23 protein-coding genes, 1 tRNA gene and 1 rRNA gene are annotated in these 24,679 nt (G+C 67.7%); 10 read left to right on the forward strand and 15 right to left on the reverse strand.

All coding sequences use genetic code 11. The annotated features are described in order from the left end of the window. Positions 1 to 148: 148 nt before the first annotated feature. The 8 genes from GYB83_RS08545 to GYB83_RS08580 form a co-directional block, all read right to left on the reverse strand. Positions 149 to 1,669: ribosomal RNA gene (locus GYB83_RS08545) — 16S ribosomal RNA — on the reverse strand. 490 nt (positions 1,670 to 2,159) lie between these two features. Further along, positions 2,160 to 3,677, reverse strand: coding sequence for a multicopper oxidase family protein (locus GYB83_RS08550; RefSeq protein ID WP_161895081.1), 1,518 nt, complete (start codon positions 3,675 to 3,677; stop codon positions 2,160 to 2,162). Between the two features lie 63 nt (positions 3,678 to 3,740). Further along, on the reverse strand, positions 3,741 to 4,166 hold the full coding sequence (locus tag GYB83_RS08555) for an HIT family protein (protein WP_161895082.1): 426 nt from the start codon (positions 4,164 to 4,166) through the stop codon (positions 3,741 to 3,743). A gap of 9 nt (positions 4,167 to 4,175) precedes the next feature. After that, complete coding sequence (locus GYB83_RS08560) at positions 4,176 to 5,606, reverse strand: sensor histidine kinase (protein WP_161895083.1); 1,431 nt, start codon at positions 5,604 to 5,606, stop codon at positions 4,176 to 4,178. Then, positions 5,603 to 6,313 (reverse strand): response regulator transcription factor, encoded by a 711-nt coding sequence (locus GYB83_RS08565; protein ID WP_161895084.1) that lies wholly within the window; start codon positions 6,311 to 6,313, stop codon positions 5,603 to 5,605. The genes GYB83_RS08560 and GYB83_RS08565 overlap by 4 nt, the downstream gene beginning before the upstream one ends. Before the next feature lie 76 nt (positions 6,314 to 6,389). Beyond that, positions 6,390 to 7,574, reverse strand: a complete 1,185-nt coding sequence (locus tag GYB83_RS08570; protein WP_161895085.1) for a winged helix DNA-binding domain-containing protein — start codon at positions 7,572 to 7,574, stop codon at positions 6,390 to 6,392. Then, positions 7,571 to 7,963 carry a RidA family protein gene (locus GYB83_RS08575; protein ID WP_161895086.1) on the reverse strand — a complete coding sequence of 131 codons (393 nt, stop codon included), beginning with the start codon at positions 7,961 to 7,963 and terminating at the stop codon, positions 7,571 to 7,573. The genes GYB83_RS08570 and GYB83_RS08575 overlap by 4 nt, the downstream gene beginning before the upstream one ends. After that, on the reverse strand, positions 7,960 to 9,522 hold the full coding sequence (locus GYB83_RS08580; RefSeq protein WP_228461317.1) for a carboxylesterase/lipase family protein: 1,563 nt from the start codon (positions 9,520 to 9,522) through the stop codon (positions 7,960 to 7,962). Before GYB83_RS08580 ends, GYB83_RS08575 begins: the two co-directional genes overlap by 4 nt. A 58-nt stretch (positions 9,523 to 9,580) precedes the next feature. Between GYB83_RS08580 and GYB83_RS08585 the strand changes: the two genes are divergently transcribed. After that, on the forward strand, positions 9,581 to 10,051 hold the full coding sequence (locus tag GYB83_RS08585) for a GyrI-like domain-containing protein (RefSeq protein ID WP_161895088.1): 471 nt from the start codon (positions 9,581 to 9,583) through the stop codon (positions 10,049 to 10,051). A 168-nt stretch (positions 10,052 to 10,219) separates the two neighbouring features. Further along, positions 10,220 to 11,068 (forward strand): helix-turn-helix domain-containing protein, encoded by an 849-nt coding sequence (locus GYB83_RS23580; RefSeq protein WP_228461319.1) that lies wholly within the window; start codon positions 10,220 to 10,222, stop codon positions 11,066 to 11,068. Here the strand turns inward: GYB83_RS23580 and GYB83_RS08595 are convergent. Both GYB83_RS08595 and GYB83_RS08600 read right to left on the reverse strand, forming a co-directional pair. Beyond that, positions 11,001 to 12,236 carry an MFS transporter gene (locus GYB83_RS08595; protein WP_161895089.1) on the reverse strand — a complete coding sequence of 412 codons (1,236 nt, stop codon included), beginning with the start codon at positions 12,234 to 12,236 and terminating at the stop codon, positions 11,001 to 11,003. The two genes, GYB83_RS23580 and GYB83_RS08595, sit on opposite strands and share 68 nt — an antisense overlap. Before the next feature lie 121 nt (positions 12,237 to 12,357). Beyond that, positions 12,358 to 12,429 (reverse strand) — tRNA-Thr (locus GYB83_RS08600). Between the two features lie 27 nt (positions 12,430 to 12,456). Between GYB83_RS08600 and GYB83_RS08605 the strand changes: the two genes are divergently transcribed. Genes GYB83_RS08605 through otsB form a run of 5 tightly spaced genes read left to right on the forward strand, consistent with a single transcriptional unit; the run spans position 12,457 to position 17,171 of the window. Then, a complete protein-coding gene (locus tag GYB83_RS08605; RefSeq protein WP_161895090.1) occupies positions 12,457 to 13,980 on the forward strand; it encodes a threonine/serine exporter family protein in 1,524 nt (507 codons plus the stop codon). Between the two features lie 41 nt (positions 13,981 to 14,021). Next, positions 14,022 to 14,798 carry a MerR family transcriptional regulator gene (locus tag GYB83_RS08610; protein ID WP_161895091.1) on the forward strand — a complete coding sequence of 259 codons (777 nt, stop codon included), beginning with the start codon at positions 14,022 to 14,024 and terminating at the stop codon, positions 14,796 to 14,798. 10 nt (positions 14,799 to 14,808) lie between these two features. Beyond that, positions 14,809 to 14,970: a hypothetical protein gene (locus tag GYB83_RS23370; RefSeq protein WP_186349745.1), complete on the forward strand. Its 162-nt coding sequence runs from the start codon at positions 14,809 to 14,811 to the stop codon at positions 14,968 to 14,970. 3 nt (positions 14,971 to 14,973) lie between these two features. Beyond that, on the forward strand, positions 14,974 to 16,410 hold the full coding sequence (locus GYB83_RS08615; protein ID WP_161895092.1) for an alpha,alpha-trehalose-phosphate synthase (UDP-forming): 1,437 nt from the start codon (positions 14,974 to 14,976) through the stop codon (positions 16,408 to 16,410). Continuing rightward, entirely contained in the window at positions 16,407 to 17,171 is a 765-nt protein-coding gene (gene otsB / locus GYB83_RS08620) for a trehalose-phosphatase (protein WP_161895093.1), read from the forward strand. Before GYB83_RS08615 ends, otsB begins: the two co-directional genes overlap by 4 nt. 51 nt (positions 17,172 to 17,222) lie before the next feature. Here the strand turns inward: otsB and GYB83_RS08625 are convergent, their stop codons facing one another. Beyond that, positions 17,223 to 17,972, reverse strand: coding sequence for an SDR family NAD(P)-dependent oxidoreductase (locus tag GYB83_RS08625; protein ID WP_161895094.1), 750 nt, complete (start codon positions 17,970 to 17,972; stop codon positions 17,223 to 17,225). Positions 17,973 to 18,013: 41 nt separating this feature from the next. On the opposite strand from GYB83_RS08625, the gene GYB83_RS08630 reads away from it, so the two are divergent. Together GYB83_RS08630 and GYB83_RS08635 are read left to right on the forward strand one after the other, a co-directional pair. Next, positions 18,014 to 19,141, forward strand: a complete 1,128-nt coding sequence (locus GYB83_RS08630; protein WP_161895095.1) for an ROK family transcriptional regulator — start codon at positions 18,014 to 18,016, stop codon at positions 19,139 to 19,141. 405 nt (positions 19,142 to 19,546) lie between these two features. Then, complete coding sequence (locus GYB83_RS08635) at positions 19,547 to 20,044, forward strand: hypothetical protein (RefSeq protein WP_161895096.1); 498 nt, start codon at positions 19,547 to 19,549, stop codon at positions 20,042 to 20,044. A gap of 77 nt (positions 20,045 to 20,121) precedes the next feature. On the opposite strand, the gene deoC is transcribed toward GYB83_RS08635, so the two are convergent. Next, positions 20,122 to 20,784 carry a deoxyribose-phosphate aldolase gene (gene deoC, locus GYB83_RS08640; RefSeq protein ID WP_371865049.1) on the reverse strand — a complete coding sequence of 221 codons (663 nt, stop codon included), beginning with the start codon at positions 20,782 to 20,784 and terminating at the stop codon, positions 20,122 to 20,124. A gap of 42 nt (positions 20,785 to 20,826) precedes the next feature. On the opposite strand from deoC, the gene purU reads away from it, so the two are divergent. After that, positions 20,827 to 21,717: a formyltetrahydrofolate deformylase gene (gene purU, locus GYB83_RS08645; protein ID WP_161895098.1), complete on the forward strand. Its 891-nt coding sequence runs from the start codon at positions 20,827 to 20,829 to the stop codon at positions 21,715 to 21,717. A gap of 209 nt (positions 21,718 to 21,926) precedes the next feature. Here purU and GYB83_RS08650 read toward each other — a convergent pair whose 3' ends face one another. The 3 genes from GYB83_RS08650 to GYB83_RS08660 are packed head-to-tail and all read right to left on the reverse strand — an operon-like array spanning position 21,927 to position 24,668. After that, positions 21,927 to 22,991, reverse strand: coding sequence for an LmeA family phospholipid-binding protein (locus tag GYB83_RS08650; RefSeq protein ID WP_161895099.1), 1,065 nt, complete (start codon positions 22,989 to 22,991; stop codon positions 21,927 to 21,929). Beyond that, a complete protein-coding gene (locus GYB83_RS08655) occupies positions 22,988 to 23,809 on the reverse strand; it encodes a carbon-nitrogen hydrolase family protein (protein WP_161895100.1) in 822 nt (273 codons plus the stop codon). Before GYB83_RS08655 ends, GYB83_RS08650 begins: the two co-directional genes overlap by 4 nt. 28 nt (positions 23,810 to 23,837) lie before the next feature. Continuing rightward, on the reverse strand, positions 23,838 to 24,668 hold the full coding sequence (locus tag GYB83_RS08660; protein WP_161895101.1) for a hypothetical protein: 831 nt from the start codon (positions 24,666 to 24,668) through the stop codon (positions 23,838 to 23,840). Between the last annotated feature and the right edge of the window lie 11 nt (positions 24,669 to 24,679).

Below are 24,679 nucleotides of genomic sequence, written 5' to 3' on the forward strand. Positions count from 1 at the left end.
CAACAGCCAGTCACCCGACTGCAACCACCAGCAGAACACCGACTCTCGCGGCGCCCAACCATCACGGTGGGTTCTTGTGTTTCACCCTATGAACAAACACCAACCCCAGCTGCGTTCGAGTGGGCGTTGGGTGTTGTCTGCTCCTTAGAAAGGAGGTGATCCAGCCGCACCTTCCGGTACGGCTACCTTGTTACGACTTCGTCCCAATCGCCGATCCCACCTTCGACGGCTCCCTCCCACAAGGGGTTAGGCCACCGGCTTCGGGTGTTACCGACTTTCATGACGTGACGGGCGGTGTGTACAAGGCCCGGGAACGTATTCACCGCAGCGTTGCTGATCTGCGATTACTAGCGACTCCGACTTCATGGGGTCGAGTTGCAGACCCCAATCCGAACTGAGACGCGCTTTAAGGGATTCGCTCCACCTCACGGTCTCGCAGCCCTCTGTACGCGCCATTGTAGCATGTGTGAAGCCCTGGACATAAGGGGCATGATGACTTGACGTCATCCCCACCTTCCTCCGAGTTGACCCCGGCAGTCTCCTGCAAGTCCCCGGCATAACCCGCTGGCAATACAGGACAAGGGTTGCGCTCGTTGCGGGACTTAACCCAACATCTCACGACACGAGCTGACGACAGCCATGCACCACCTGTACACCAACCACAAGGGGGGCTATATCTCTATAGCTTTCTAGTGTATGTCAAACCCAGGTAAGGTTCTTCGCGTTGCATCGAATTAATCCACATGCTCCGCCGCTTGTGCGGGCCCCCGTCAATTCCTTTGAGTTTTAGCCTTGCGGCCGTACTCCCCAGGCGGGGTACTTAATGCGTTAGCTACGGCACGGAATCCGTGAAATGGACCCCACACCTAGTACCCACCGTTTACGGCGTGGACTACCAGGGTATCTAATCCTGTTCGCTCCCCACGCTTTCGCTCCTCAGCGTCAGTTACTACCCAGAGACCCGCCTTCGCCACCGGTGTTCCTCCTGATATCTGCGCATTTCACCGCTACACCAGGAATTCCAGTCTCCCCTGTAGTACTCAAGTCTGCCCGTATCGCCTGCACGCCTGCAATTGAGTTGCAGAATTTCACAGACGACGCGACAAACCGCCTACGAGCTCTTTACGCCCAGTAATTCCGGACAACGCTCGCACCCTACGTATTACCGCGGCTGCTGGCACGTAGTTGGCCGGTGCTTCTTCTCCAGGTACCGTCACTCGCGCTTCGTCCCTGGCGAAAGAGGTTTACAACCCGAAGGCCGTCATCCCTCACGCGGCGTCGCTGCATCAGGCTTGCGCCCATTGTGCAATATTCCCCACTGCTGCCTCCCGTAGGAGTCTGGGCCGTGTCTCAGTCCCAGTGTGGCCGATCACCCTCTCAGGTCGGCTACCCGTCGTCGCCTTGGTAGGCCATTACCCCACCAACAAGCTGATAGGCCGCGGGCCCATCCCAAACCGCAAAAGCTTTCCACCATCCACCATGAAGCAGAAGGTCATATCCAGTATTAGACCCAGTTTCCCAGGCTTATCCCAGAGTTTGGGGCAGATCACCCACGTGTTACTCACCCGTTCGCCACTCGAGTACCCCCGAAAGGGCCTTTCCGTTCGACTTGCATGTGTTAAGCACGCCGCCAGCGTTCGTCCTGAGCCAGGATCAAACTCTCCAACAAAAAATACAGAAACACGACCCGAAGACCGCAATTTCAGCACAAGCCAGAAAGCACAACCTGACCAAATCCAAAAAACTGACAAGAATTCAATCAAAAACATCATCGTCCACCAAGGAACCATGATCTGTCCATCAATCCTTCATGCCACAAACCAAAAAAATATGTGGCACAAGAACATCTATTTTACACACTATCGAGTTCTCAAAGAACACACACCCACCAGCACCGATCCCCACAAACAGGGACTGAACTCCAGTGAACTTGCATTGTACGCTGACCGGCTCGCGGCCAACTTTTCCAGCCTAGCGTCTCCGCGACCCGCAGTGCAAATCGTCGGTGTCGGCTAGAAGGCCGGTCCCACCAAGCAACCCCAGCCGGAATCTCGCGACCCGACGTAGAGGAGGTTTGGAGGGAGTTCGTCTTTCGCGGCCTGGCCGCTGCGGACTCGATATAAGTTACGCATCGGGGCCGGGAATGCCAAATCGCCTGGTCATCGCGGTTTCGGGCGCTTCGGCCTGCGCCCACGCGCGTCGGCGACTGTGCTCCCCGGTCGAACCACGAGGAGTCGTCCCTCCATGCCTTGGTCGTTGTTGAGCGCGAGCTGACTGCCGAAGACGTACGGGACTCGCGTCGATGTGTAGTCGATGAATCTGACGGCGAGGTCCATCCGGGCGCCCGGAGGCACGAGGACCGTGTCCTTCCAGCCCGACGTCTGCACACGGGAGGCGGTGCCGCCCGCCGACAGGACTCTGAACTGGGTTCCGTGGATGTGAAGGTTCTCCACTCGTGAGTCCCGATTCCGGACCGTCCACCGTTCGTAGGCTCCAACGGCGACGACGGCGTCGGTCCGGTGGGGATCGGCGATCTGGCCGTTGATCTGGAACCACTGAAGGTCGACGAAGCGACGTTTCGCCATCCCGACCGATGGGCTGGTCCGGACCGTCGGGTTGAGCGCGGACGGCAGAGCCGGCGCGGTGGACGTCGTCGGCGGTGGCCCGACGATCGTCATCAGGTCGAGTTCGTCCAGTTGTCCGATGTCGGGCGCGTCGTCGCCCAGCCCGATGCTCGCGGCGAACGGAACGGTGCGGAGAGTGAGGGTCTCGCCCGGGATGAGGTCGACGACGATCTCCGCCCGCTCCCCCGGGCTCAGCAGCATGCTGCTGACGGTCTGCGGCTCGTCGAGCAGCCCGCCGTCCGAGGCGATGATCGTGAAGCGTCGGTCGTCGGAGAACGCGAGGTTGACGACGCGCGCGGTCGCGGCGTCGACGATCCGGAAGCGGACACGTCGAGTGCGTGCGGTGAAAGTAGGGGAAGCGATTCCGTTGACCGTGACGGTCTCGCCGACGATTCCGACGTCGGGATCGATCTTCTCGTCCAGTGAGTGGTCGGCGGTGAACAGTTTGTCCTGGAGGATCAGGGGGACGTCGTCGACGCCGTACTCCTTCGGAAGGTCCAGGCGTGCGGAGGCGGCGTCGTCGACGATCAGCATTCCGGCGAGTCCGCGGTGGATCTGTCTGGTCATCGAGCCGCGCGCGTTCGGGTGGTACCAGAGGGTCGCGGCCTGCTGTCGGACGCGGAAGCGCGCTTCCCAGCCGCGCCCAGGCGCGATCGGCTGGTCCGGTCCACCGTCCATCTCGGGCGGTGTGTGGAGCCCGTGCCAGTGGACCGTCGTCGACTCTCGCAGTCCATTGACGACCTTGATGCGGACGTCGTCGCCGCGGGCCACGCGGATCGTCGGTCCTAGCTGCGATCCGTTGTATCCCCACGTCGCGGTCCGGGCGCCGGCGAGAATCTCGCTGGTCCCGGCCTGCGCCGTCAGCCGAAACGTCTTCGTCTTACGACGAGTGCTCGGGGCGAGTATCGGTGGAATGGGCAGCGGCCGGGTGACCGCCGACACCTCGGTGACCGCGGGTGTGCCCGCCGAGCACGCGGCGACTCCGCCCGCGAGGAAGGCGAGACCGGCGCCCTTGAGCAATGCCCGTCGCGACAGGGCCCCGTCGACTTCCACACCCTCTCCCGTTCCCGCTGTCGGTTGATCGGACGAGCTTAACCGGGAGCCGATGTGGGCCGGTCAGCCCGGCACGTTCTCGCCGTAGCCCAATGCGCGGAGCGACGTGCGGATGCGGTCGGCGGCGTCGTCCAGCGACTCCGGCGACGGGTTCGGATCGGCCTTCGTCAGATCGAACGCTTCGAGGGAGTGCGCCGGGAACACGTGGATGTGCAGGTGCGGCACTTCGAGACCCGCGATGAGCAGCCCCATGCGGGGAGCGTCGAATGCGTCCTTGACGGCGCGACCGATCTTCTGCGACACGTCGGACAGGTGAGTGAAGGTCGGCGTGTCGATCTGTTCCCAGTGGTCGATCTCCTTGCGGGGGACGACGAGCACGTGTCCGGGGGTCACCGGGTTGATGGTCAGGAAACCGACGCTCTGCCCGTCCTTCCAGACGAAACGTCCGGGCAGGTCGCCGTTGATGATGTGCGTGAAAACCGAGGCCATGCCCCGACACTACCGAGGGTCTGCGGTGTTCGCGCTCGGCAACGCGAACCAGAACTCGGCGCCGTGTCCGGGCTCGGACCGGACGCCGACGCGACCGCCGTGGGCCGCGACGAGCGCCGCGACGATCGACAGCCCCAGTCCGCTGCCCGACGCCGTCTGATCGCGATGGCGAGACGGGTCGCCCCGGTAGAAGCGTTCGAAGACGTGCTCGGCCTCGTCCGAGGAGAGCCCGGGTCCCGTGTCGGCGACGCTGACGACGACCTCCCCGTCGTCGATCCGGGCGGACACGGTGATCCGGTCGTCGTCGCCCGTGTGCGCGACGGCATTGCCGAGGAGGTTGCCGAGCACCTGCCGGAGTCGGAGACGGTCGCCCTCGACCTGCGCCGTCGGCTCGAATCCGGCGAGGTCGAGAGTGATCTCACGACCGGGGGCCGACGCGCGCGCCGCCTCGACGGAGTCGACGAGCAGCGCGAGGACGTCGACCGGCGAATCGTCGAGCGGACGTTGCGCGTCGAGCCTGGCGAGCATGAGGAGGTCTTCGACGAGCATCGTCATCCGGTCGGCCTCACCCGATATCCGGCGGACGGCGTCGCCGGAGTCGCTGACCGCGCCGAGCGTCATCAGATCGGCGAATCCCTTGATCGAGGTCAGCGGCGTCCGCAGTTCGTGAGACGCGTCGGCGACGAACCGGCGCATCTTCTCCTCGGACTCTCGGGCCTGACGTTCGGATGCGGCCGTCGCGGCGAACGCGCTCTGGATCTGCGCCAACATCGCGTTCACCGACTCGCCGAGACTCCCGACCTCCGTGTTGGCGGGCCGGGCGGGCACACGCTGGTGGAGGTCGCCTCCCGCGATGGCGTGGGCCGTCTCCTCGACGCGCCGCAGCGGCCGCAGACTCGATCTGACCAACAGGTAGCTGAGCACTCCGATGAGCAGCACCACGATGCAGCCGACGCCGACCTGCAGCCAGATCAGCCGCGACATCGTCGCATCGACGTCGCTGAGCGGGATCGCGATGACGACGGTCGCGCCGTTCTGCTGCCTCTTCGCGATCCGCCACTCCGGCCCCGATCCGACCGACCGGACCGTGGTCGGTCCGACGTCCCCCGACGGCAGTGACGACTGGTCGGGCGACGACCCGAAGTCGTTGAAGACGAGCTGGAACCCGTTGGGCAGGGTGGACGCCAGGTAGTACTGCGATTTGGGCCGACGCAGCCCCGGCGGCCCCGGCTGATCGTCGTCGCGGATGGCGGGCGGACGTGCCCACCCGTGGATCGCGTCGTTCAGTCCCTCGTCGACGCGGGACACCAGGTCGGCGCGCATCGCCGACGTGACTGCGACACCGGACGCCCCGAGCCCGGCAAGCACCAGGATCACCGTCGACACGACGAGCGTCACCCGCAGCGGCATGGCCCGCATGCGCCGGGCGATCGCGTTCATCGAGGTTCGCGCATCACATAGCCCACTCCGCGCAGGGTGTGGATGAGCCGCGTCGGACCGGTGTCGATCTTGCGCCGCAGGTACGACACGTAACTCTCGACGACGTTCACGTCGCCGCCGAAGTCGTAGTTCCACACGTGGTCGAGGATCCGCGGCTTCGACAACACCGTCCCCGCGTTGACCATGAAGTACCGGAGCAGGGTGAATTCGGTCGGCGACAGCGGAACCAGTTCCCCGGCCTTGAGGACCTCGTGCGTCTCCTCGTCGAGTTCGAGATCGGCGAAGACGATCCGTGACGACGCTTCCTTCTCCTCACCGTGACCGCTGCGTCGAAGCAGGACGCCGAGCCGGGCGACCACCTCTTCCAGGCTGAACGGCTTCGTCACGTAGTCGTCGCCGCCGACGGTGAGGCCGTTGATCTTGTCCTCGACGGAATCGCGCGCCGACAGGAACAGGGCTGGGGCCTCGATGCCGTCGGCCCGGAGCCGACGCAGCAGGCCGAAGCCGTCCATCCCCGGCATCATCACGTCGAGCACCAGCACATCGGGTTTGAACGTCCGCGCGACGTCGATCGCGCGCGGACCGTCCGCCGCCGAGCGCACCTCGTGTCCTTGGAATTTCAACGATACCGACAACAGTTCCCGGATGTTCTCCTCGTCGTCGACGACGAGGACCTTTGCAGGGTTGGCTGATGCGCTCACGGTCATGATCACCATGGTGCACCCGGCCCCTATCCCCTCGCTGGCCGAACGCTGGGAGGTTCCTGTGAGGCGACCCGGGGTCTCAGCGAGGCCTCACGTCACGCATCATCGGCGACGCGAAAGCACCCTGACTGAGACGGACGTCGCCGAGCCAGTCGGCGAGGTCGGCCGCACGAGCGTCGAGGGCCTTCACCGCAGCGACGGGGAGGTCCTCGAGCGGTTGGACGCGCACACTGTCGCCCTCCTGCACCCAGCCTCCGACGATCCGGCCGTCCCACCACGCGGTCTGCCCGCCGTTTCCATTGCTGTCGAACAGGTGCCGGACGTGCCCGGGGTCGAGGTAGAAGTCGCGGCCACGCCACCCCATCGTCGTCGGGTCGAGGCCGGGCAGCAGCAGCGCCCGTGGCGCGACCGGTTCGACGGGGTCGACGTCGTCGGACATCAGGTAGCCGGTGTCGCCGGAGTCGAGGTCGACCTCGGTCACGTCGAGGGCCGAGAGCGCCCTGCGCACGGCGGTCTTGGTGGACCCGAGCCACCAGACGATGTCGGCTTCGCTGCCGGGGCCGAACGAACGGAGCCAGCGTTCGACGAGGTCGCGGTGGCCGTCGTCCGGGGTCACCTCGGCCAGTGGTCCGCCCAGCCATGACGTCATCGACGTCCACCCCGGCTTGGACGCCGTCCAACCCGCACGGTTGTGTCCGCGCACCACATCACCGGCCGCCGCCAGGTGATTGAGGACTCGCGGGAGCATCGGGGACGCTCCTCCGTACGACTTGCCCACGTCACGCATGATCGAGATGTCGAGACCGGGGAGCGCCTTCCGCACCTGTCCGGAGACGAGTTCCGTGCCGTCCAGGAGGTCGAGGACCGCGGTGCGGGCCCGCTCGAGCCACGCCTCGGGATCGGCGGGACCGTCGTCGCGCCGCAGGTCACGGAGCATGTTGGTGCGTTCGGATGCGGCGACGCGGCTGCCGACGGCCCCGACGGCGTCGGCCAGGACCGGCCTGCTCATCACGAACAGCGTCCGCCGCATCGCGAGTTGTTTGACGACGCTCCGCTCGTCGTAGAGCGCCGCGTCGACGTCCGACGCCGCGATGTCGTGATTGCGGGCCCAGGCCGCGAGATGCACGGACGACGCCGTGGTCGCGTGCAGTCCGACGACGGCGTCGGCGATCTGCACCGGCGATGCGCCCGTCGACGACTCGAGGAGATGCCTGCGCTGGAATCGGGCCCGCCGCTGCGCGTCGTCGATCCGTGGCCGCGTCATCGGGTCACCGCGACGGCGTCGAGTTCGACCCGTTGACCCGGGTACGGCAGCACGGTCACGGCGACGATCACCGCGGGCGGGGTGGAACCGTCGAACGCTGCCTCCACGGCCCGCCACACGTCGGCGATCACACCGCGATCGGCGGTCTCGACGTAGACGGTCAACTTGGCGATGTCGGCCGGCGTCGAATCCTGTTCCGCGAGAAGCGTTGTGAGCAGTCCGACGGCGTGCGTCGCCTGGGCGACGGGATCGTCCGGCGACACGATCGCGCCCGCCGCGTCGAGCGGTGAGACACCCGCCGTGAACAGAGTCCGTCCCGCGGGCACGCGTGAACCGTAGGCGAAGCCGCCGTCGAACAGGGAGTCTGAGCCGAATCTGGTGACCGTCATTGGAAGCTCAGCACCTCGTCGCCCCAGGCGCGGAGCATCGCATCGTCGAGGCCGACGGCGGCGGAGTCGTCCGCGCCGATGCGCAGCGACGCGTGATCGTCGGCCGTGTACGGGTTCCAGCGGGCGGAGTCGTCGATGTTCGGATCGCCCGTCGTGGCGAACGCCAGCCACCGACCCTGCACCCGCCTGGTGACCTCGTCGCCGGTGGGGCGCCCGCCGAGTCGGTACATCGGATCGCGTTTGGTCGTCGACGGGTTGCCCCACACGTACGGCACCTCGGTCGCGTGGGCGGCGCCGAAGCCGATGAACCGCAGGAGCGGCGTCGCCCAGTCGAAGCGGTACAGGTGGACCGACGCGCGGGCGTTGTGGGCTTCGGCGATCCACAGGGCAGGCATGCGGAATCCGATGTCGCGGGAGATCGCCATGCTCCGGACCTTGGCCTTGACGTGCTGATACGACTCGTCGAGGTGCTCCGGTTCGGGCAGCGGGAGGTGCGGCTGCTCGGTTCCGATGAGAGCGAACATCGCGTCGACGTGCTCCGCCTTGACCGGCATCAGGGGCGACGACATCCATTTGAACAGCGACGTCTCGTGCCGGTTGGTGCCGATCATCAGCGGCACCGGCAGTGCCCGCCCGGCCTCGTAGACGCGCAGCGGGTCGTCGGGGATCAGGTCGCCGTCCACGATCGGAGTGTGGGCGATGGTGCCGGGATGCTCGCGCGGCACCGAGAGGAACATCTGCTGTGACGCGGCGACCAGCGCGCCGACCGGGATGTCACGCAGCGCTTCCGGAGTCACCTTGTCGGCGGGCATCAGATCGAGCATGGCCCGCGCGTAGCGGGCGGCGCGGTCGGGCCCGTAGACGGATGTGGCGGGCGAGCTCTGCGCGATCGCTCGATGGATCAGGCCCTCCGCGGCAGGCATCGTCAGGAGCGTCGTGACGATGCCGCCGCCCGCGGACTCCCCGAAGACCGTCACGTTGCCGGGGTCTCCGCCGAAGCCCGCGATGTTCAGATTCACCCACCGGAGTGCGGCGAGGACGTCCGACATTCCGCAGTTGGCATCGAACGTCTGCCCGTCGCCCGACCACGACGAGAAGTCGACGAAACCGAACGCGCCCATCCGGTAGTTGATCGTCACGACGACGACCGGCGTCCCCGCGTCGAGCCCCGCCCCGATCAGGGACGTCGCGTCGTACAGCGGTTGCGATCCGGCGCCGCACAGGTAGGCCCCGCCGTGGATCCACACCATCACCGGAAGCCTGTCATCGCTGCGGGACGCGCCGCGCGGTGTCGACACGTTGAGGTACAGGCAGTCTTCCTCCTGCCGTGCGCCCTCGTTCAGTTCGATCACCGGCATCACCGGCTGCGGGCACACCGGGCCGAACGTGTCCGCGGGGACCACGTCGGTGTGCGCGATCGGGTCGACGGCGTGCCGCCACCGCAGGTCGCCGACCGGCGGCCGCGCATACGCGACGCCGCGCCAGACGTCGAGCGTCTCGGTGGCGACGCCGCGGATCGGACCGTAGTGGGTGTCGACGACCAGATCATCCTGAATCACGAAACCATTGTGCCGCGAGCCGTGCGGGCTCTGCAGGCGCAGACGTACCCTGTCGGGCATGAGCATCCCGCTGTTCTTCCGCGACGAGTCGTTCCTGCAGCCGATGGAGGTGACGCTGCCCGACGACATCCGCGTCGTCACGCAGTCGTTCTACGACGTCCGGATGGAGGACATCCGGGACATCTTCGACGAGTCGTTCCAGGTCCTCGCGGGCTGCAGGCCCGTCGGCCCCGGTTACGGCCTGTACGAGGGCGATCCCCACGACGTCTTCGACCTCACCCTCGGCTTTCCCGTGGACGCCCCCGTCGACGTCGAAGGCGTCGACAACGGCGTGTTCCCGTCCGGCAAGGCCCTGATCATGAGCCACATCGGCGCCTACGAGGGCATCAGCTCGGCGTGGGAGTCGCTGTTCGAGGTCCACCGGGTGAACGGCGGCGGCGACCCGCGCGGCGTCATCGAGATCTACGTCAATGACCCGTCGGTCACCGAACCCGAGGACCTCCGCACCGATCTGATCATCCTGTACTGACGCATCTCCGCCGAAGGTTCCCCGATTCGGACGACTCGACCCCGATTCCGACCCCGATCGACCAAATCGGGGAACCTTCCACGCAATTCGCCGGGACAGACCGGATCGGCACCGGGGTGGCGGCCGAACCCGGGAATACGGTGCGCGCGGCGCGCGCTGGTTCTGCACGTGAGCACTTCGTACGCGGGCGCGACCTCAGACAATGTCGACCGGGCGCTCGCCGCGCTCGATTGGACGACCCTCAGTTCTTGCCGCGAACGGTTCACGATCGGGCAGAGCAGGCTGTTCGCCGGATCGTCGGCGGGCTTCACGTATGTGGCGAACGGTCGGGCGACGCTCGACGACGGTGAGCGGCGAACCCTGGTCGCGGGCGACATGATCCTGTGGCCGCGGGGCTTCCGGGCCCGACTGCACGCCGACACCGACGCCGACGTGGTGCATGTGACGGTGACGCCGAGCACCGCGCCCACCGCGGCGCTCGCCGCGCTGCCGTCGACGATCGTGGTCCGCGAGTTCGACGCGGCCGAGCCCGCCGTCACCGGCCTCGTCGAAGCGATGGACTGCGGGCCGACCTCGCCGCTCGCGCGGGCGGGCGACGTCGTCATCTGCAGCCGCATCGCGACGACCGTCGTCTCGGTCGTGATCAGGGCCTGGTTGGAACGCGGCTGCGCCCCCGACTTGTGGGCCGACCGTCTCGCCGATCCCGAGCTGTCGAAGGTCATCGACGCCCTGCACGCCGAGCCCGGTCGCATGTGGACAGTCGACGAGTTGGCGCGCGAGGCGACGATGTCCCGGTCGGCGTTCGCTGAGCGATTCCGCGACCTGACCGGGACGTCGCCCGCGTCGTACCTGACCGGGGTGCGGATGGACGCCGCGAAACGCCTGCTCAGCGAGGGAGCAGGCGTCGCGGCGACGGCGCACCGTCTCGGCTACGAGTCGGAAGCCGGCTTCAGCCGTGCGTTCCGGCGGCACACAGGACAGCCTCCGGCTCGCTGGCGGCGCTCGACGGCCGGCTGACCGGACCACGCGCGGAGCCGAAGAGGGCGCCTCCGACCACGGCGGCCGCGACGGCGATCCACAGTGCGATGGTGATCCCGACGCTGTCGGCGATCGCGCCGCCGATCGAGGCCCCGAGCGTGATCGCGATCTGGAACCCGGCGACCAGGAGGCCGCCGCCCGCCTCGATCCGGTCGGGCGCCACGCGACCGATCCACGTCGACACCACCATCAGCCACGATCCGAAGGCGAAGCCCCAGGTGGCGACCGCGATGACGACGACAGGCAGAGCGTTCGGCGCGGCCGCGACCGCGGCGACGCTCGCGGCGATCAGCGCGGGCACCAGGTACCGGGCCGCGTCGAGATGCTTGTCGACGACGAGCCCGACGACGAAGTTTCCGACGACGCCGCCGACGCCGAACACGACGAGGATCGCGGCGATCGTCGCGGCGTTCAGGTCGGGATCGCGTTCGAGCGCCACCCGGATGTACGTGAACGCGACGAAGTGCCCGAAGACCGTGAGGACGTGGCCGGTCAGACCTCGCGCGATGCCTGGAACTCGAACGGTTCCGGTCAGTGCGCCGAGTCGTTCACCGCCGGCGGGTGCGACGAACGGCAGGACTCTCCACAATGCGACCGAGACCGCCACCGACAGCACCGCCGCCCCGGCGAACACGACCCGCCAGTCGAACACCGATCCCAGATAGGCGCCGAGCGGCACGCCCGCGACCGTCGCGACGGTGGTTCCCGTGTTCACGATCATCATCGCCCTGCCCAGATGCTCTGGTCGCGCGAGCCGGGACGCGACGGCGATCGACATGGCCCAGAACCCGCCGATCGACGCCCCGAGCAGCAGTCGCGCCGCGAGCAGGAGCCAGATGTTCCCGGACACCGCTACCAGCAGGTTCGATCCGGCGGCGAGGACCGTCAACCCGACGAGCAGCAGCCGTCGGTCCAGTCGCGGCAACAGGACGCCGATCGTCGGGGCCGTGAGGAAGCCGACGAAGGCCGTCGCCGTGACCGTCTGTCCGGCGTTGCCTTCGGAGACGCCGAGCGACGAGGCCATCGCGGGCAGCAGACTCGGCGGGAGGAACTCGGCGGTGACGAGCACAAAACTCGTCGCCATCATGACGGCGATCGCCGACCATCTGGTCGCGATCGACTCCTGGGGGACTGTCGTCGTTGTCATGAACCCAGTCTTTCGGCCGCCCACCATCGGCACGTGACCGAAACTCCAGCGGATCCGACCGATCGTCCACGAAAACGAAAACGAAAACGGGCCGGGACGTTCGACGTCCCGGCCCGCGCCGAGCCCCCGGTCGGGATCGAACCGACGACCTGCTGTTTACAAGACAGCTGCGCTACCACTGCGCTACGGAGGCGTGCACCCACTGAGGAGGCGTCCGGTGATGAAGTATATCGATCGCCTCCGCGACGTCCCCCACTACCATCGATCACGCACCCGATCGCAGGACAGGAGGCAAGACGACGTGCGCCCGTTCTTCCGCAGAGGCCTCGACAAGATCCTCGGCAACGCCCAGGCCACGATCGACACGATCGAGCCCGGCAGCATCGTCGTCGCGCCCCGAAAACCGATCGCGCTCGACGACGAGGCCGCGATCACCGAGGTGCTCGACCTGGCGGCCAAGATCGGGGCGGTCCTGCTCGACTCGGGTACCGGCGCGATCGACACGCGCCGACAGATCGAGTTCGTCGCGGGCATCTACGGCCTCGAAGATATCGACGTGGACGTCACGTTCAACACCATCATGATCTGCGCGCGGCGGGGGTTCTCACTGCCGCCGGTGATGGCGATGCGGACGGTGCACTACCGCTCGATGGACTTCACCCGATTGGCGCACGTGGACCGGCTGGTCCGGAGGATCCGGCAGTTGGCGATCACTCCGGGCACCGCGCACCGGATCGTCGACGAGATCATCGCCGCGCGGCATCCCTACCCGTACTGGGTCGCGACCATCGGCTGGGGCGTGATGGCGGCGGGTGTGTCGATCCTGTTGGGCGGCACGGCATTCGTCGGACTGACGTCGTTCATCACCACCTTGGTCATCGTGACCGTCAACCGCCGCCTGGCACGGGACGGCACGCCGATGTTCTTCCAGCAGTTCGCGGGCGGATTCATCGCCGTCATGCCCGCGGCGACGCTGTTCCACTGGCGCGAGCAGATCGGTGTCGACTTCCTGCCGTCGCAGATCATCGCGGCGGGCATCGTCGTCCTGCTGTCCGGGCTGTCGCTCGTCGGCTCGGTGCAGGACGCGATAACCGGCGCGCCGATCACCGGAACCGCGCGGTTCTCCGAGGTGGTGTTGCAGACGGGCGGCATTCTCGCGGGTGTCGCACTGGCGCTGCGCGTGACGGAATGGTTCGGCGTCTTCCTGCCGGGGTTGGGGACGCAGACTCCGTTCGGGCCGGTCGACACCCTGACCCGCATGACCGGTGCGGCGCTCGCCGCGGGGGCGTTCGCGCTGGCGAGCTACGCCGAGAGGCGGGCCATCCCGGTCGCGTTCGGTGCGGGCGTCGTCGCGTCGGGTGTGGCCTTCGGACTCGCGCTGACCCAGGCCGGGACGATCGTGGCGTCGGCTGCGGCGGCGATCGTCGTGGGACTCGTCGGTGGTCTCGCCGCCCGGCGCGCCCTCACTCCCCCGCTGGTCATCGCGGTGGCGGGCATCACGCCGCTGCTGCCGGGCCTGGCGATCTACCGCGGCCTGTACGGGATCATGAGCGGTCAGTCGCTCGAGGGGTTCGGGCAGGTCGCCGCCGCGCTGACGACCGGATGCGCGCTCGCCGCGGGCGTCACCCTCGGCGAATTCCTCGCCCGGTCGCTGCGTCGACCGAGCATCCCCGCCGTCCTCGTCCGGATCCCCGTCCGCCCGGAGCACTTCCCCCGTCGAAAGCCGCGACGAGAAAGTCCTTGACCCTCACGCGGCGTGAGGCGCCACGATCTTCAGGAGTGACGATGACACGAGACGAGACGTGGACCGTGGGTCGGCTGGCCGAGCATTTCGGGGTGACGGTGCGCACACTGCACCACTACGACGAGATCGGCCTGCTGTCCCCGACCGAACGATCGACGGCGGGCTACCGGCTGTACACGCGGGCGGACCTGGTCCGACTGCAGCAGATCGTGGTGTATCGACGGCTCGAGATGTCTCTCGACGACATCGCCGACCTGCTCGACGGGTCGGACGACGCTGTCGACCACCTCCGCCGACAACGTGGAGTCGTCACGGCCAGGCTCGACGAACTCAATGAGCTCGTGAGCGCGATCGACGACGCATTGGAGCGTGAGATGACGAACCGACCCGCCACAGACGCGGAATTGAAAGAACTGTTCGGAGACGGGTTCTCCGACGAGTACCAGGCCGAAGCCGAGGAACGGTGGGGCGAGACCGACGCGTGGGCCCAGTCCGCGGCCCGCACGTCGACGTACACGAAAGCCTACTGGGCGGAGGTCAAGGCCGAACAGGACGCGGTGAACGCCGAGTTCGTCAATGCCAAGAGGTCCGGCGAGCCGGCTGACGGCGAGCGGGCGCGGGCGGCGGCCGAACGCGCTCGCCTGCAGATCAACGACCGCTTCTACGACTGCGATCACGAGTTCCACCGCTGCCTCGGCGAGATGTACGTCGCCGACGAGCGGTTCGCCGCCACCTACGACGCCCTCGAACCCGGACTCGCGCGGTACGTCCGGGATGCGATCGTCGCCAACTCGGACTCGTACAGGTCGCCGGAGTAGAATCGTCGCCATGCCTGCCAAGACCGAAGACATCGCGGACGACGACCTGACTCCCGTGGCCGACGAGACGGCGATCTCGGCCCGCCGCGTGGTCGCCACGTACGCCACCGACGCCGACGAATGCCGGATGCTCCTGGCGATGCTGGGAATCGGCGCAGACGAGTCCGCCTAGGACATGTCGCGCACCGGTGCGGAATTCGTCGTCGTAGCCAATCGGCTCCCCGTCGACAAACGCGTCCACCCCGACGGGACCGTCGAGTGGAAACGCGCCCCGGGCGGTCTCGTCACCGCGATGACCCCGACCTTCGCCACCCGTGAGGGCGCCTGGGTCGGGTGGAGCGGGGGCGCGGGCCCGGCCGATGCGCCGGACACCGTCGACGGCATCGACATCCACGCCGTGCCGCTGAGCGCGGACGAGATCGTCGACTACTACGAGGGCTTCGCGAACTCGACCCTCTGGCCGCTCTATCACGACCTCCTTGTCGAACCGGTCTTCCGGCACGACTGGTGGGACACGTACGTGTCGGTGAACCGCCGGTTCGCGGAGGCCGCGGCCGCCGCCGCGGCGTCGGGAGCGACGGTCTGGGTGCACGACTACCAGCTCCAACTGGTCCCCACCATGCTCCGGGATCTGCGTCCCGACCTGCGGATCGGTTTCTTCCTGCACATCCCGTTCCCGTCGTATGAACTGTTCACGCGACTCCCGTGGCGTCGTGAACTGCTCGACGGTCTGCTCGGGGCCGACCTGGTCGGGTTCCACCTGCCGGGCGGCGCCGAGAACTTCATGACGCTCGTCCGCCGCGTCTGCGGGCTCGAGACGTCCCGCGACCCGGTCGGCGTCCGCGACGGCCTCGGCACGGTCCGGACCGCGTCGCGCACGGTCCGCGTCGGGTCGTTCCCGATCTCGATCAACGCCGCCGACGTCGCCGCACAGGCCGCAGCGCAGACCGGACGGGCAGCGGAGATCCGCGCCGAGCTCGGCGATCCGCGGACCATCCTCCTCGGCGTCGACCGCCTCGACTACACCAAGGGCATCGACGTCCGCCTGGGCGGTCTGGAAGGACTGTTCGCGGCCGGGCGCCTCGACCCGGCGGAGACGGTGTTCGTGCAGTTGGCGAGCCCCTCCCGCGAGCAGGTGGACAGTTACATCGCCGTCCGCAACCGGATCGAGCAGACCGTCTCGCACATCAACGGCACATACGGCACCACCACGTCGCCGCCGGTCCGCTATCTGCTGCGGCCGGTGCCGCGTAACGAACTGCTCGCCTACTTCATGGCCGCCGACGTGGTCCTCGTGACGCCGCTGCGCGACGGCATGAACCTCGTGGCGAAGGAGTACGCGGCGTGCCGCGCCGACCACGGCGGCGCCCTCGTGCTCAGCGAGTTCACCGGAGCCGCCGCCGAACTGACGGACGCCTACCTGCTGAACCCGTACGACGAGCGCGACGTCATGGATGTGATCGAGGCCGCCGTCACCGACGACGACGACGCTCGTCGCTCACGGATGGCCGCCCTGCACCGTCAGGTCCTCGACTTCGACGTCGACCTGTGGGCCACCAGTTTCCTGCAGTCGTTGGCGGGCGCGGGCGCCGCGAACGAGGAGACCGCGTGAGGTCGGACGGCCCACTCGCCCACGCGGTCGCCGAGTTCGCATCGCTCGACCGCGTGCTGCTCGCATCCGACTACGACGGGTGCGTTGCGCCGATCGTCTCCCGGCCCGAGGACGCCGCACCGAATCCGCGGTCGGTGCGCGCACTCGCCGAGGCCGCCCGACTGCCCGGCGTGGAGGTCGCCCTCGTGTCGGGTCGGGCGCGCGCCGACCTCGCTTCGCTGTCCGGCCTCGGCGACCCCGTGATCCTCGTCGGGAGTCACGGCGCCGAGTTCGACACCGGCTTCGCCGACCCCGTCACCGCCGACAAGCAGGCGCTCCTCGACCGGGTGGTCGCCGACTTCCAGGCACTGTCGGTGCGCTTCCCCGGAACATCCGTCGAGACGAAGCCCGCGAGCGCAACCCTGCACGTGCGGAACGCGTCGTCGTCGGACGCCGACGCCGCGCTCGCCCTCGCCGCCGAGGGGCCCGGCTCATGGGACGGCGTCCACGTCACATACGGCAAGGCCGTCATCGAACTCGCCGTCATCGAGACCAGCAAGGGTCACGCCCTGGACCGTCTCCGCGAACGGGCCGGAGCCCAGGCCGTCCTGTACCTCGGAGACGACATCACCGACGAGAAGGCCTTCGCCCACCTCACCCTGCCCGGCGACATCAGCATCAAGGTCGGCGACGGCGCGACCGCCGCCCGCTACCGCGTACCGGGCACGGACGACGTCGCCGACGTCCTCGACGCGGTGGTGGCCCGCAGGCAGAACCGCTGAGTCGCCGGGTCCTCGGGACCGTCTCCTCTCAAGCGTCCTAGCCAGGTCTATCTAGCCGGTTCTGATGTTTCGGCGCGCGCTGGCTTGATCACGCGGCTTCATCACGATCTGGTCGAGGTTCACGTGCGGCGGGCGAGACGCGACGAACGAGATCACCTCGGCGACGTCGTCGGCCACCAACGGCTCGAGTCCGGAGTAGACGGCGTCGGCCTTCGCGGCGTCACCGTCGAAGCGGACCAGGGAGAACTCCGTCTCCACCATGCCCGGCGCGATCTCGGTGAGTCGGATCGGCTTGCCGAGCAGTTCCAGTCGCAGCGTGCGGTGGATCATCGCCTGACCGTGTTTGGCCGCGGTGTACCCGGCGCCGTTGTCGTAGGGTTCGATCGCGGCGAGCGACGTCACCGTCACGATGAGGCCGTCGCCCGACTCCTCCAAGGCCGGGAGCAGGGCTTTCGTGACACGCAGGGTGCCGGCCACGTTGGTCTCCCACATCCACTGCCAGTCGTCGAGGTCGGCGTCCGCGACACTCGCCATCCCCTTCGCCCCGCCGGCGTTGTTGACGAGGACGTCCACGCGGTCCAGCCCCGCGACGAAACGCTCCACCGACTCCGCATCCGTCACGTCCAACTGCTGCGCGCGTCCGCCGATCTCGGCGGCCAACTCCTCCAGCCGGTCGACGCGCCGCGCACCGAGGACCACCTCGTACCCGTCACGCGCCAGCGACCGAGCCGTCGCGGCGCCGATCCCCGAACTCGCACCGGTGACGACCGCGACACGACGCTTGTATCCTCGACTGCTCATGTCACCAGTCTAGGGACGGCCCGGCTGTTAGATTCGACGCCATGACCTCAGGCGGCGTCGTCCCCGCACGACTTCGAATCGGCAGCGGCCCGACGGCTGCCGTCTTGCACGCGATCCGGGTGAACGGACCGGTGACGCGCGACCAGATAGTCCGCGCAGTCGACTTGTCCGCGGCGACCGTGAACCGGCAGGTCAACTCCCTGATCGAGGCGAATCTGATCACCGAGCGTCCCGACCTCGTCGACGTCGGGGCCATCGGCCGACCCAAGATCCCCCTGACCCTCGACCGCGACCACTACTGCGTCGCGGGCATGCACGTCGGAGCCTTGCGGACCGCGCTCGTCATCGCCGACCTCCGCGGCCGGACGCTGTACTCGCACGCCATCGCCACCCAGGAGTTCGCGGGCATGGACGCCTCCGACGCCGTCCGACGCCTGTGCGGTCTCCTGCGCGAACTCGCCGACCGTTTCTCCGGTCGCCGTGTGCTGTGGGGCGGCGCGGCCATCGGCGGCGCGGTCGACGCCGACACCGGCATCGTCGACCATCCGATCCTGAACTGGCACCGTCAGCCGCTCGGTCCGGAACTGACTGCGGCGCTCGGCGTGCCCGTCTCCGTGTCCGAACACGTGCAGGCGATGGCCGCGGCCGACCTGATCCTGTCCGGCGCGATGGACCACGGCCAGTCCGGCCTGTTCTTCTATGCTCGCGAGACCGTCGGCATGGCGATGACCATCGCAGGCGAGGTCCACCAGCCGTCGCACGGCGCAGGCACGATCGCCGGACTACCGGTGGTCCCCGGGATCCTGTCGACCGAGCCGCTCGCACCGCTGCAGTCGGTGATCGGGACCGACGCGACCAACGCCGTCGCCGCACGACTGCGCATCGAGCCCGACGCGAGCGTCATCGCCGATCACCAGGCGCGTGTGCTCGGCGAAGCGGTGGCCGCGATGCGCGACATCCTGAACCCCGACGAGATCATCGTCGCGGGCGACGCGTTCGCCACCCACCCGCAGGGTCTGGCTCCGGTACAGGCCGCGTTCGACGCGGCGACCCGGATCGATCGTCCGCTGCAGATCAACCCGACCTGCTTCGGCGTCCACGTCCCCGAGGCCGCGGCGATCGCCGTCGCGCTGTCGGCCGTCTACGTCGACCCTCTCGCCGTCGTCTAACTGGACGGTTGATTCCCGGTGACAACGTCGCCGTCCGCTGTGTCTCCACTGGTCACGCCGGCCGCTGAACAGTTCGCATACGAGCCAGCTTCGGCGAAATACACTGCTGCACAAGAAAATCCGGCCCATGTCGGGCGGTTTCGACTCGCGACTCCGCTAGCACTGCGCCACGGCTCACACCGTCGTGGGGAGACGCATCACCGGGAATCATTCATCTAGCGTCGATCGGTCCGCCGCGCCGCGAATCGACGCCGTCGACCGGACGTCTTCCCCCGATCGGTGGACCTGTGTTTCCACCGGTGCATCCCCCGTCACGGGGACGTTCACCGACCTCTCCGGCGGGCAGAGTCATGGGTGTCAGACAACGACACACCACCGGCCACACGCCAGAGACGAGGAACCACCATGAACACCACCACCACCGCAACCGCCGGACGCCGCCTCTCCCGCAACCGCCTCGCCGCCGCGGGCGCAGCCGTCGCCATCGCCGCGGGCATCACCGCAGCCGCGGCCGTCGGAGCCGGCGCGGCCCACGCGGGCACCATGCCCATCACCCACCCCGGCGAACCGACCATCGCCACCACGATCACCAACCACACCGACAAGACCGAACACCTCCTCGGCTCCTCGGCAGGCGGCGGCCAGTGGATCAACGCACCCCGGCACACCCTGGCCCCGTACGCCACCGAGACCGTCACCGCATCCGCTCCCACCGGCCACGCCGAGACCGTCACCGTGAACTACCGGATCGGAGCGACCGGACCCACGGCCGTCTACCAGATCGTCGACGCCCCGTCCGGAGCGAACACCAACGCCACCGGAACCACCGGAGACCAGTACCGGATCAACTCCACCGTCGACACCGGATACCCCACCGTCAACGCCGGATTCGACCTGTGGTGACACCCCCGCGAGACAGTTCGCCGACCGAGAACGTTCGCGCATACTCGACGGTCTTGTCGTCGAGCACGGTCAGAGGGCTACGACGCGAATCCGTCAAGGACCGCGCGCGAGCCGGACAGTCCGAGGCGGTTCGCGCCCGCGGCGATGAGCTCGGCGGCGAACTCCGCCGTGCGGATGCCGCCGCTCGCCTTGACCCCGACGTTCGGCCCGACCGCTGCGCGCATCACCTCGACGGCGCGGACGCTCGCTCCGCCCGCCGGGTGGAAGCCCGTCGACGTCTTCACGAACTCGGCCCCCGCCTGCGCGGCACGCAGGCACACTTGCGTGAGCCCGTCCTCGCCGATGGCCTCCAGCAACACCGCCGACTCGACGATCACCTTGAGCACCACGTCTGGGCCGATGCCTTCACGGACCGTCATGACATCGGCGAACACCTCGTCGTACCGCCCGTCGACGGCCGCGCCGACGTCGATCACCATGTCGACCTCGCGCGCTCCCGTCTCGACCGCCAACCGGGCCTCGGCGGCTTTGACGAGCGAATGATGCTTACCCGAGGGAAAGCCCGCGACGACGCATACACGCACGTCCCCGGCGTCGATCGGCAGCATCGACGGCGACAGGCACACCGACGCGACACCTAGCTCCACGGCCTCCGCGACGGCGGCCTCCGCATCGGCGCGCGTCGCTTCGGGCTTGAGCAGGGTGTGGTCGACGAGGGCCGCGACGGCCGCTCGGTTCATGTTGCTTTTCGTCACGTCATCGAGCTTGGCACACTTGGACGGGTGACCACCGCACAGCGCCCCACGAGCGAGCACCCACGACGGCTCGTCCTCACCCTCGGATGCCCCGACACGACCGGCATCGTCGCCTCGATCTCCGGTTTCATCTCCGACATCGGAGGCTGGATCACCGAGGCCTCGTACCACTCGGACGAGTCGACGGGCTGGTTCTTCACCCGCCAGGCGGTCCGCATCGACTCGCCGGAGATCTCCATCGACGACGTCCGCGAACGCTTCGCCTCGATCGCCGCCGCCATCGGCCCCGACGCCGAATGGTCGTTCACCGACACTGCGGTCGAGAAGTCCGTCGTCCTGCTGGTCAGCAAGGACAGTCACTGCCTCACCGACCTGCTGTCGCGCGCCGAGCGCGGCGAGTTCCCGGCGACCATCGCCGCCGTCGTCGGCAATCACCGCGACCTCGAAGAGCTGACGACGCGCTTCGGCGTCCCGTTCCATCACGTCCCGTTCCCCGCCGACGGAAAGGCCGAGGCGTTCGCACAGGTCCGGGGCATCGTCGACGGCTACGACCCGGACGCGATCATCCTGGCCCGTTTCATGCAGATCCTGCCCGCCGACCTCTGCCAGGCGTGGGCCGGTCGCGCCATCAACATCCACCACAGCTTCCTGCCGAGCTTCGTCGGCGCCCGTCCGTATCACCAGGCGTTCGACCGCGGGGTGAAGCTCATCGGCGCCACCTGCCACTACGTGACCGCCGATCTCGACGCCGGACCGATCATCGAGCAGGACGTGAGCCGCATCAGCCACGACTACACGACGGCCGACATGGTCCGGCAGGGCCGCGACATCGAGACCCTCGTGCTGTCTCGCGGCGTCCGCTGGCACCTGGAAGACCGGGTCCTCGTCTACGGCCGCAAGACCGTCGTCTTCTCCTAGACGACTGATTCCCGGTGTGAGCGAGCCTATCCGTTCCATTCGCGAGCGAAGTGAGTCGAAAGGTCTAGCCGGATAAGACCTTTCGACTCGCAAGCTCGCTCAAGGAACGGGGAGCGACAAGCACGCTCGCTCAAGCAACGGGGAGCGACAAGCACGCTCGCTCACACCGGGCATCACTCATATCTAGACGAGTTGCGGGCAAGCCGTGATCAGACGGAGCAGTTGCCGGAGGAATTGCCTGTCTGGCCCTCCGATGCGGCCTTGAGGTTCACGTCGGAGCCGGAGAACGCGAAATCGATACCGGTCGCCGTCACCTTGAGGTCGCTCACCTTGATCTGCTTGAACAGTTGACCGAACATCGAGCTCGTCACCTGGTCGACGATCGGCTGCGCGTAGTCGTTGGGCAGGCCGAACATGAGCGCCTTCGCCTCGGTGACCTCGAACTTCACCGAACCGCCCGTAGTCACCGGCTTCAACGTCACCGTGGCCGGGACGGTGATGATCGCGACCGGGACGTCGACGTTCAACGTGAATGTCCCGGCGTTCGCGTCGCCGGTGATCGACGTGATCGTGGTGACGCCGGACTTGTCGTTCTCGCTGCTCAGTTCGGTGATCCGCTTGTACGGCAGCGAACCCGACCCCTTCAGTGAGCGGACGGTTCCGCCATCCGTGCTGATCCCCTCGGCGCGCGCGTGCAGACGCATGTTGCCGGCGTCCCCGTCGTTCGTGTCCACCTGGACCCAGGACACCTCGCTGCCGAAGATCGACAGGAGCATCGGCTTGCGGGAGACGGACACGTCGGTCGACGCGCCGGTCAGGTTGCCGAACGCGTTGGAGATGCAGTCGGTGACCTTGCTGCGCATGTACAGCTCCGACCCGACTCCCGCGATCACCAACAGCAGGACGACGGCCGCCGAGATCAACGCGATGGTGCGACGACGACCACGCTTGTCACCCGCGGGCGCCGACCTCGTCACCGGGATCGCCGGCGACGACGCGACCGGGATGCCCGGGCTGCTCGACGGGTCGAACCCTCCGGTGCCGAGCGCGTCCATCTGGCGGGTCACCGGTCGCGACTGCCCCTGCGGCGGAACCTTCGCGGCTGGGCGACGGCTCGGGTCGATCGGTCCGGTCACCACCTCACCGGTCGGACTGTCCGCGGGCGACCCGGCGGACGGCAGCGGGCCCTGCGTCGGAGTCGGCCCCGAGGACTGCGTCGAGTCCCGGTCGGTCGGGTCGGGCTCGGTCGAGTCGGGCTTACCGGAGTCGGTCATGTCGCATCGGTCCCATCCAGGCTGCGGATCTCACGGCGATTGGCTAGGGTCGCCAGCGCCGCTCGCGCCTTGTCTGTCCGGGTCAGATCGATATCGTGCACACCGACCTGCTCACCGGAGTCATAGTCGGCGATCACGCTACCGAACGGATCTGAGATTCGGCTATGGCCGATCCCCGTGGGAGCCCCGCTGTCTCTGACTTTCGGGTCGTCGGGCAACGCCTGTCCGACGGCGACGACGGTGGTCCCGGAGTCGAGCGCCCGTGCCGAAGCCAGCAGTTCCCACTGCGCGAGCTTGCCCGCGCCCGACCCCCAGGACGTCGGGACGACTATCAGCTCGGCTCCCCTGGCTGCGAGTTCGACGAACAGTTCGGGGAACCGGATGTCGTAGCAGGTCGCGAATCCGACGCGACGGCCCGCGATCTCGGCGATCACCGTGCGTTCGCCCGGCGCGATGGTCGCCGACTCCGCGAATCCGAACGCGTCGAACAGATGGATCTTGTCGTAGCCGAGGGCCGGCTTTCCCGGCCGGGCGATCAGCAGCGTGTTCCGGATGCGGCCGTCGTCGGACGGGGTGAACATGCCCGCGACGACGGTCACCCCGGTGTCATTCACGAGACGGACGACGCGGGACGCCCACGGTCCGTCGAGCGGCTGCGCGACGCCGGTCAGTGACACGCCGAATCTGCACATCGACGCTTCGGGGAACACGATGAGGTCGACGCCGTCGGCGGCGACGCGTTCGGTCTCGGCGACGATGCGCGTCAGGTTGACGTCGGGGTCGGTTCCGGTCGAGATCTGGGCCATCGCCAGACGCACGTGAGCTCCTGCCTGTCGGGCTCGTCGATCAGCGCTGGTACAGGGTGGATCCCTCGGGGCCGCTCGACGAACTGATGAACTTAGCGAAGCAGTGGTCCTTGTCGAGCGACTGACTCACGCACCAGTTGAGCGCCGACGACGGCGTCGGGAACGACTGGGCCGACACGATGATCCACCAGTTGGTGATCGAGAAGACCGGCCATTCCGACGATCGAAGGAGTCGAACGTTGGGGTACCTCTGCTTCATCGAAACGTACTCGTTGTAGATCGCGGCGTTGTCCCAGGTGCGCCCTTCGGCGTACAGACCCGGCTGTTTCGCGCTGATCTGCGCGGTCCAGCGGTTGTTGTAGTTGGACCGCATGTACGAGGTGTCGGCCGCGGCGGCCGACGCCAGATCGGTCTGCGCCTTCGTCTCCGGATCGACGTGTGCGGTCGACAGGGTGGTCGTCGGGCCGGTCGCCTGCTGCGCGGCGGTGGTCTGCGACGTCGTGTCCGAGGTCTTCTCGGACACCTTCTTCCACACGACGACGCAGCCGACGCCGAGCGCGACGATGCAGGCTATCGTCAGGCCGATGAGCACGCCGCGCATGGCCGACGACTGTCGCTGCTGCGGCGGGTACGGCGCGAACCCGCCGCTCATCGGGTACTGCTGATACGCGTACTGCTCCTGCGAGGGCTGCGTGTACTGGTCGGGTTGGGGGATGCCGCCTGTCGGGTAGTGCCCGGTGGCGGCGTAGCTGGGATTGGTGACCTGCGCGGTCGAGTTCTTGTCGAGGGAGACCTCGTTCGAATCGATGCCGCGGTGCATCGTCTCGGAGAACGGGTTCACGCCGCCGTCAGGGCGTCCGGGAGTCGACATGCGCTCATCGT

Origin of the sequence: Gordonia spumicola (assembly GCF_009932475.1) — a bacterium.
Lineage (GTDB): Bacteria > Actinomycetota > Actinomycetes > Mycobacteriales > Mycobacteriaceae > Gordonia > Gordonia spumicola.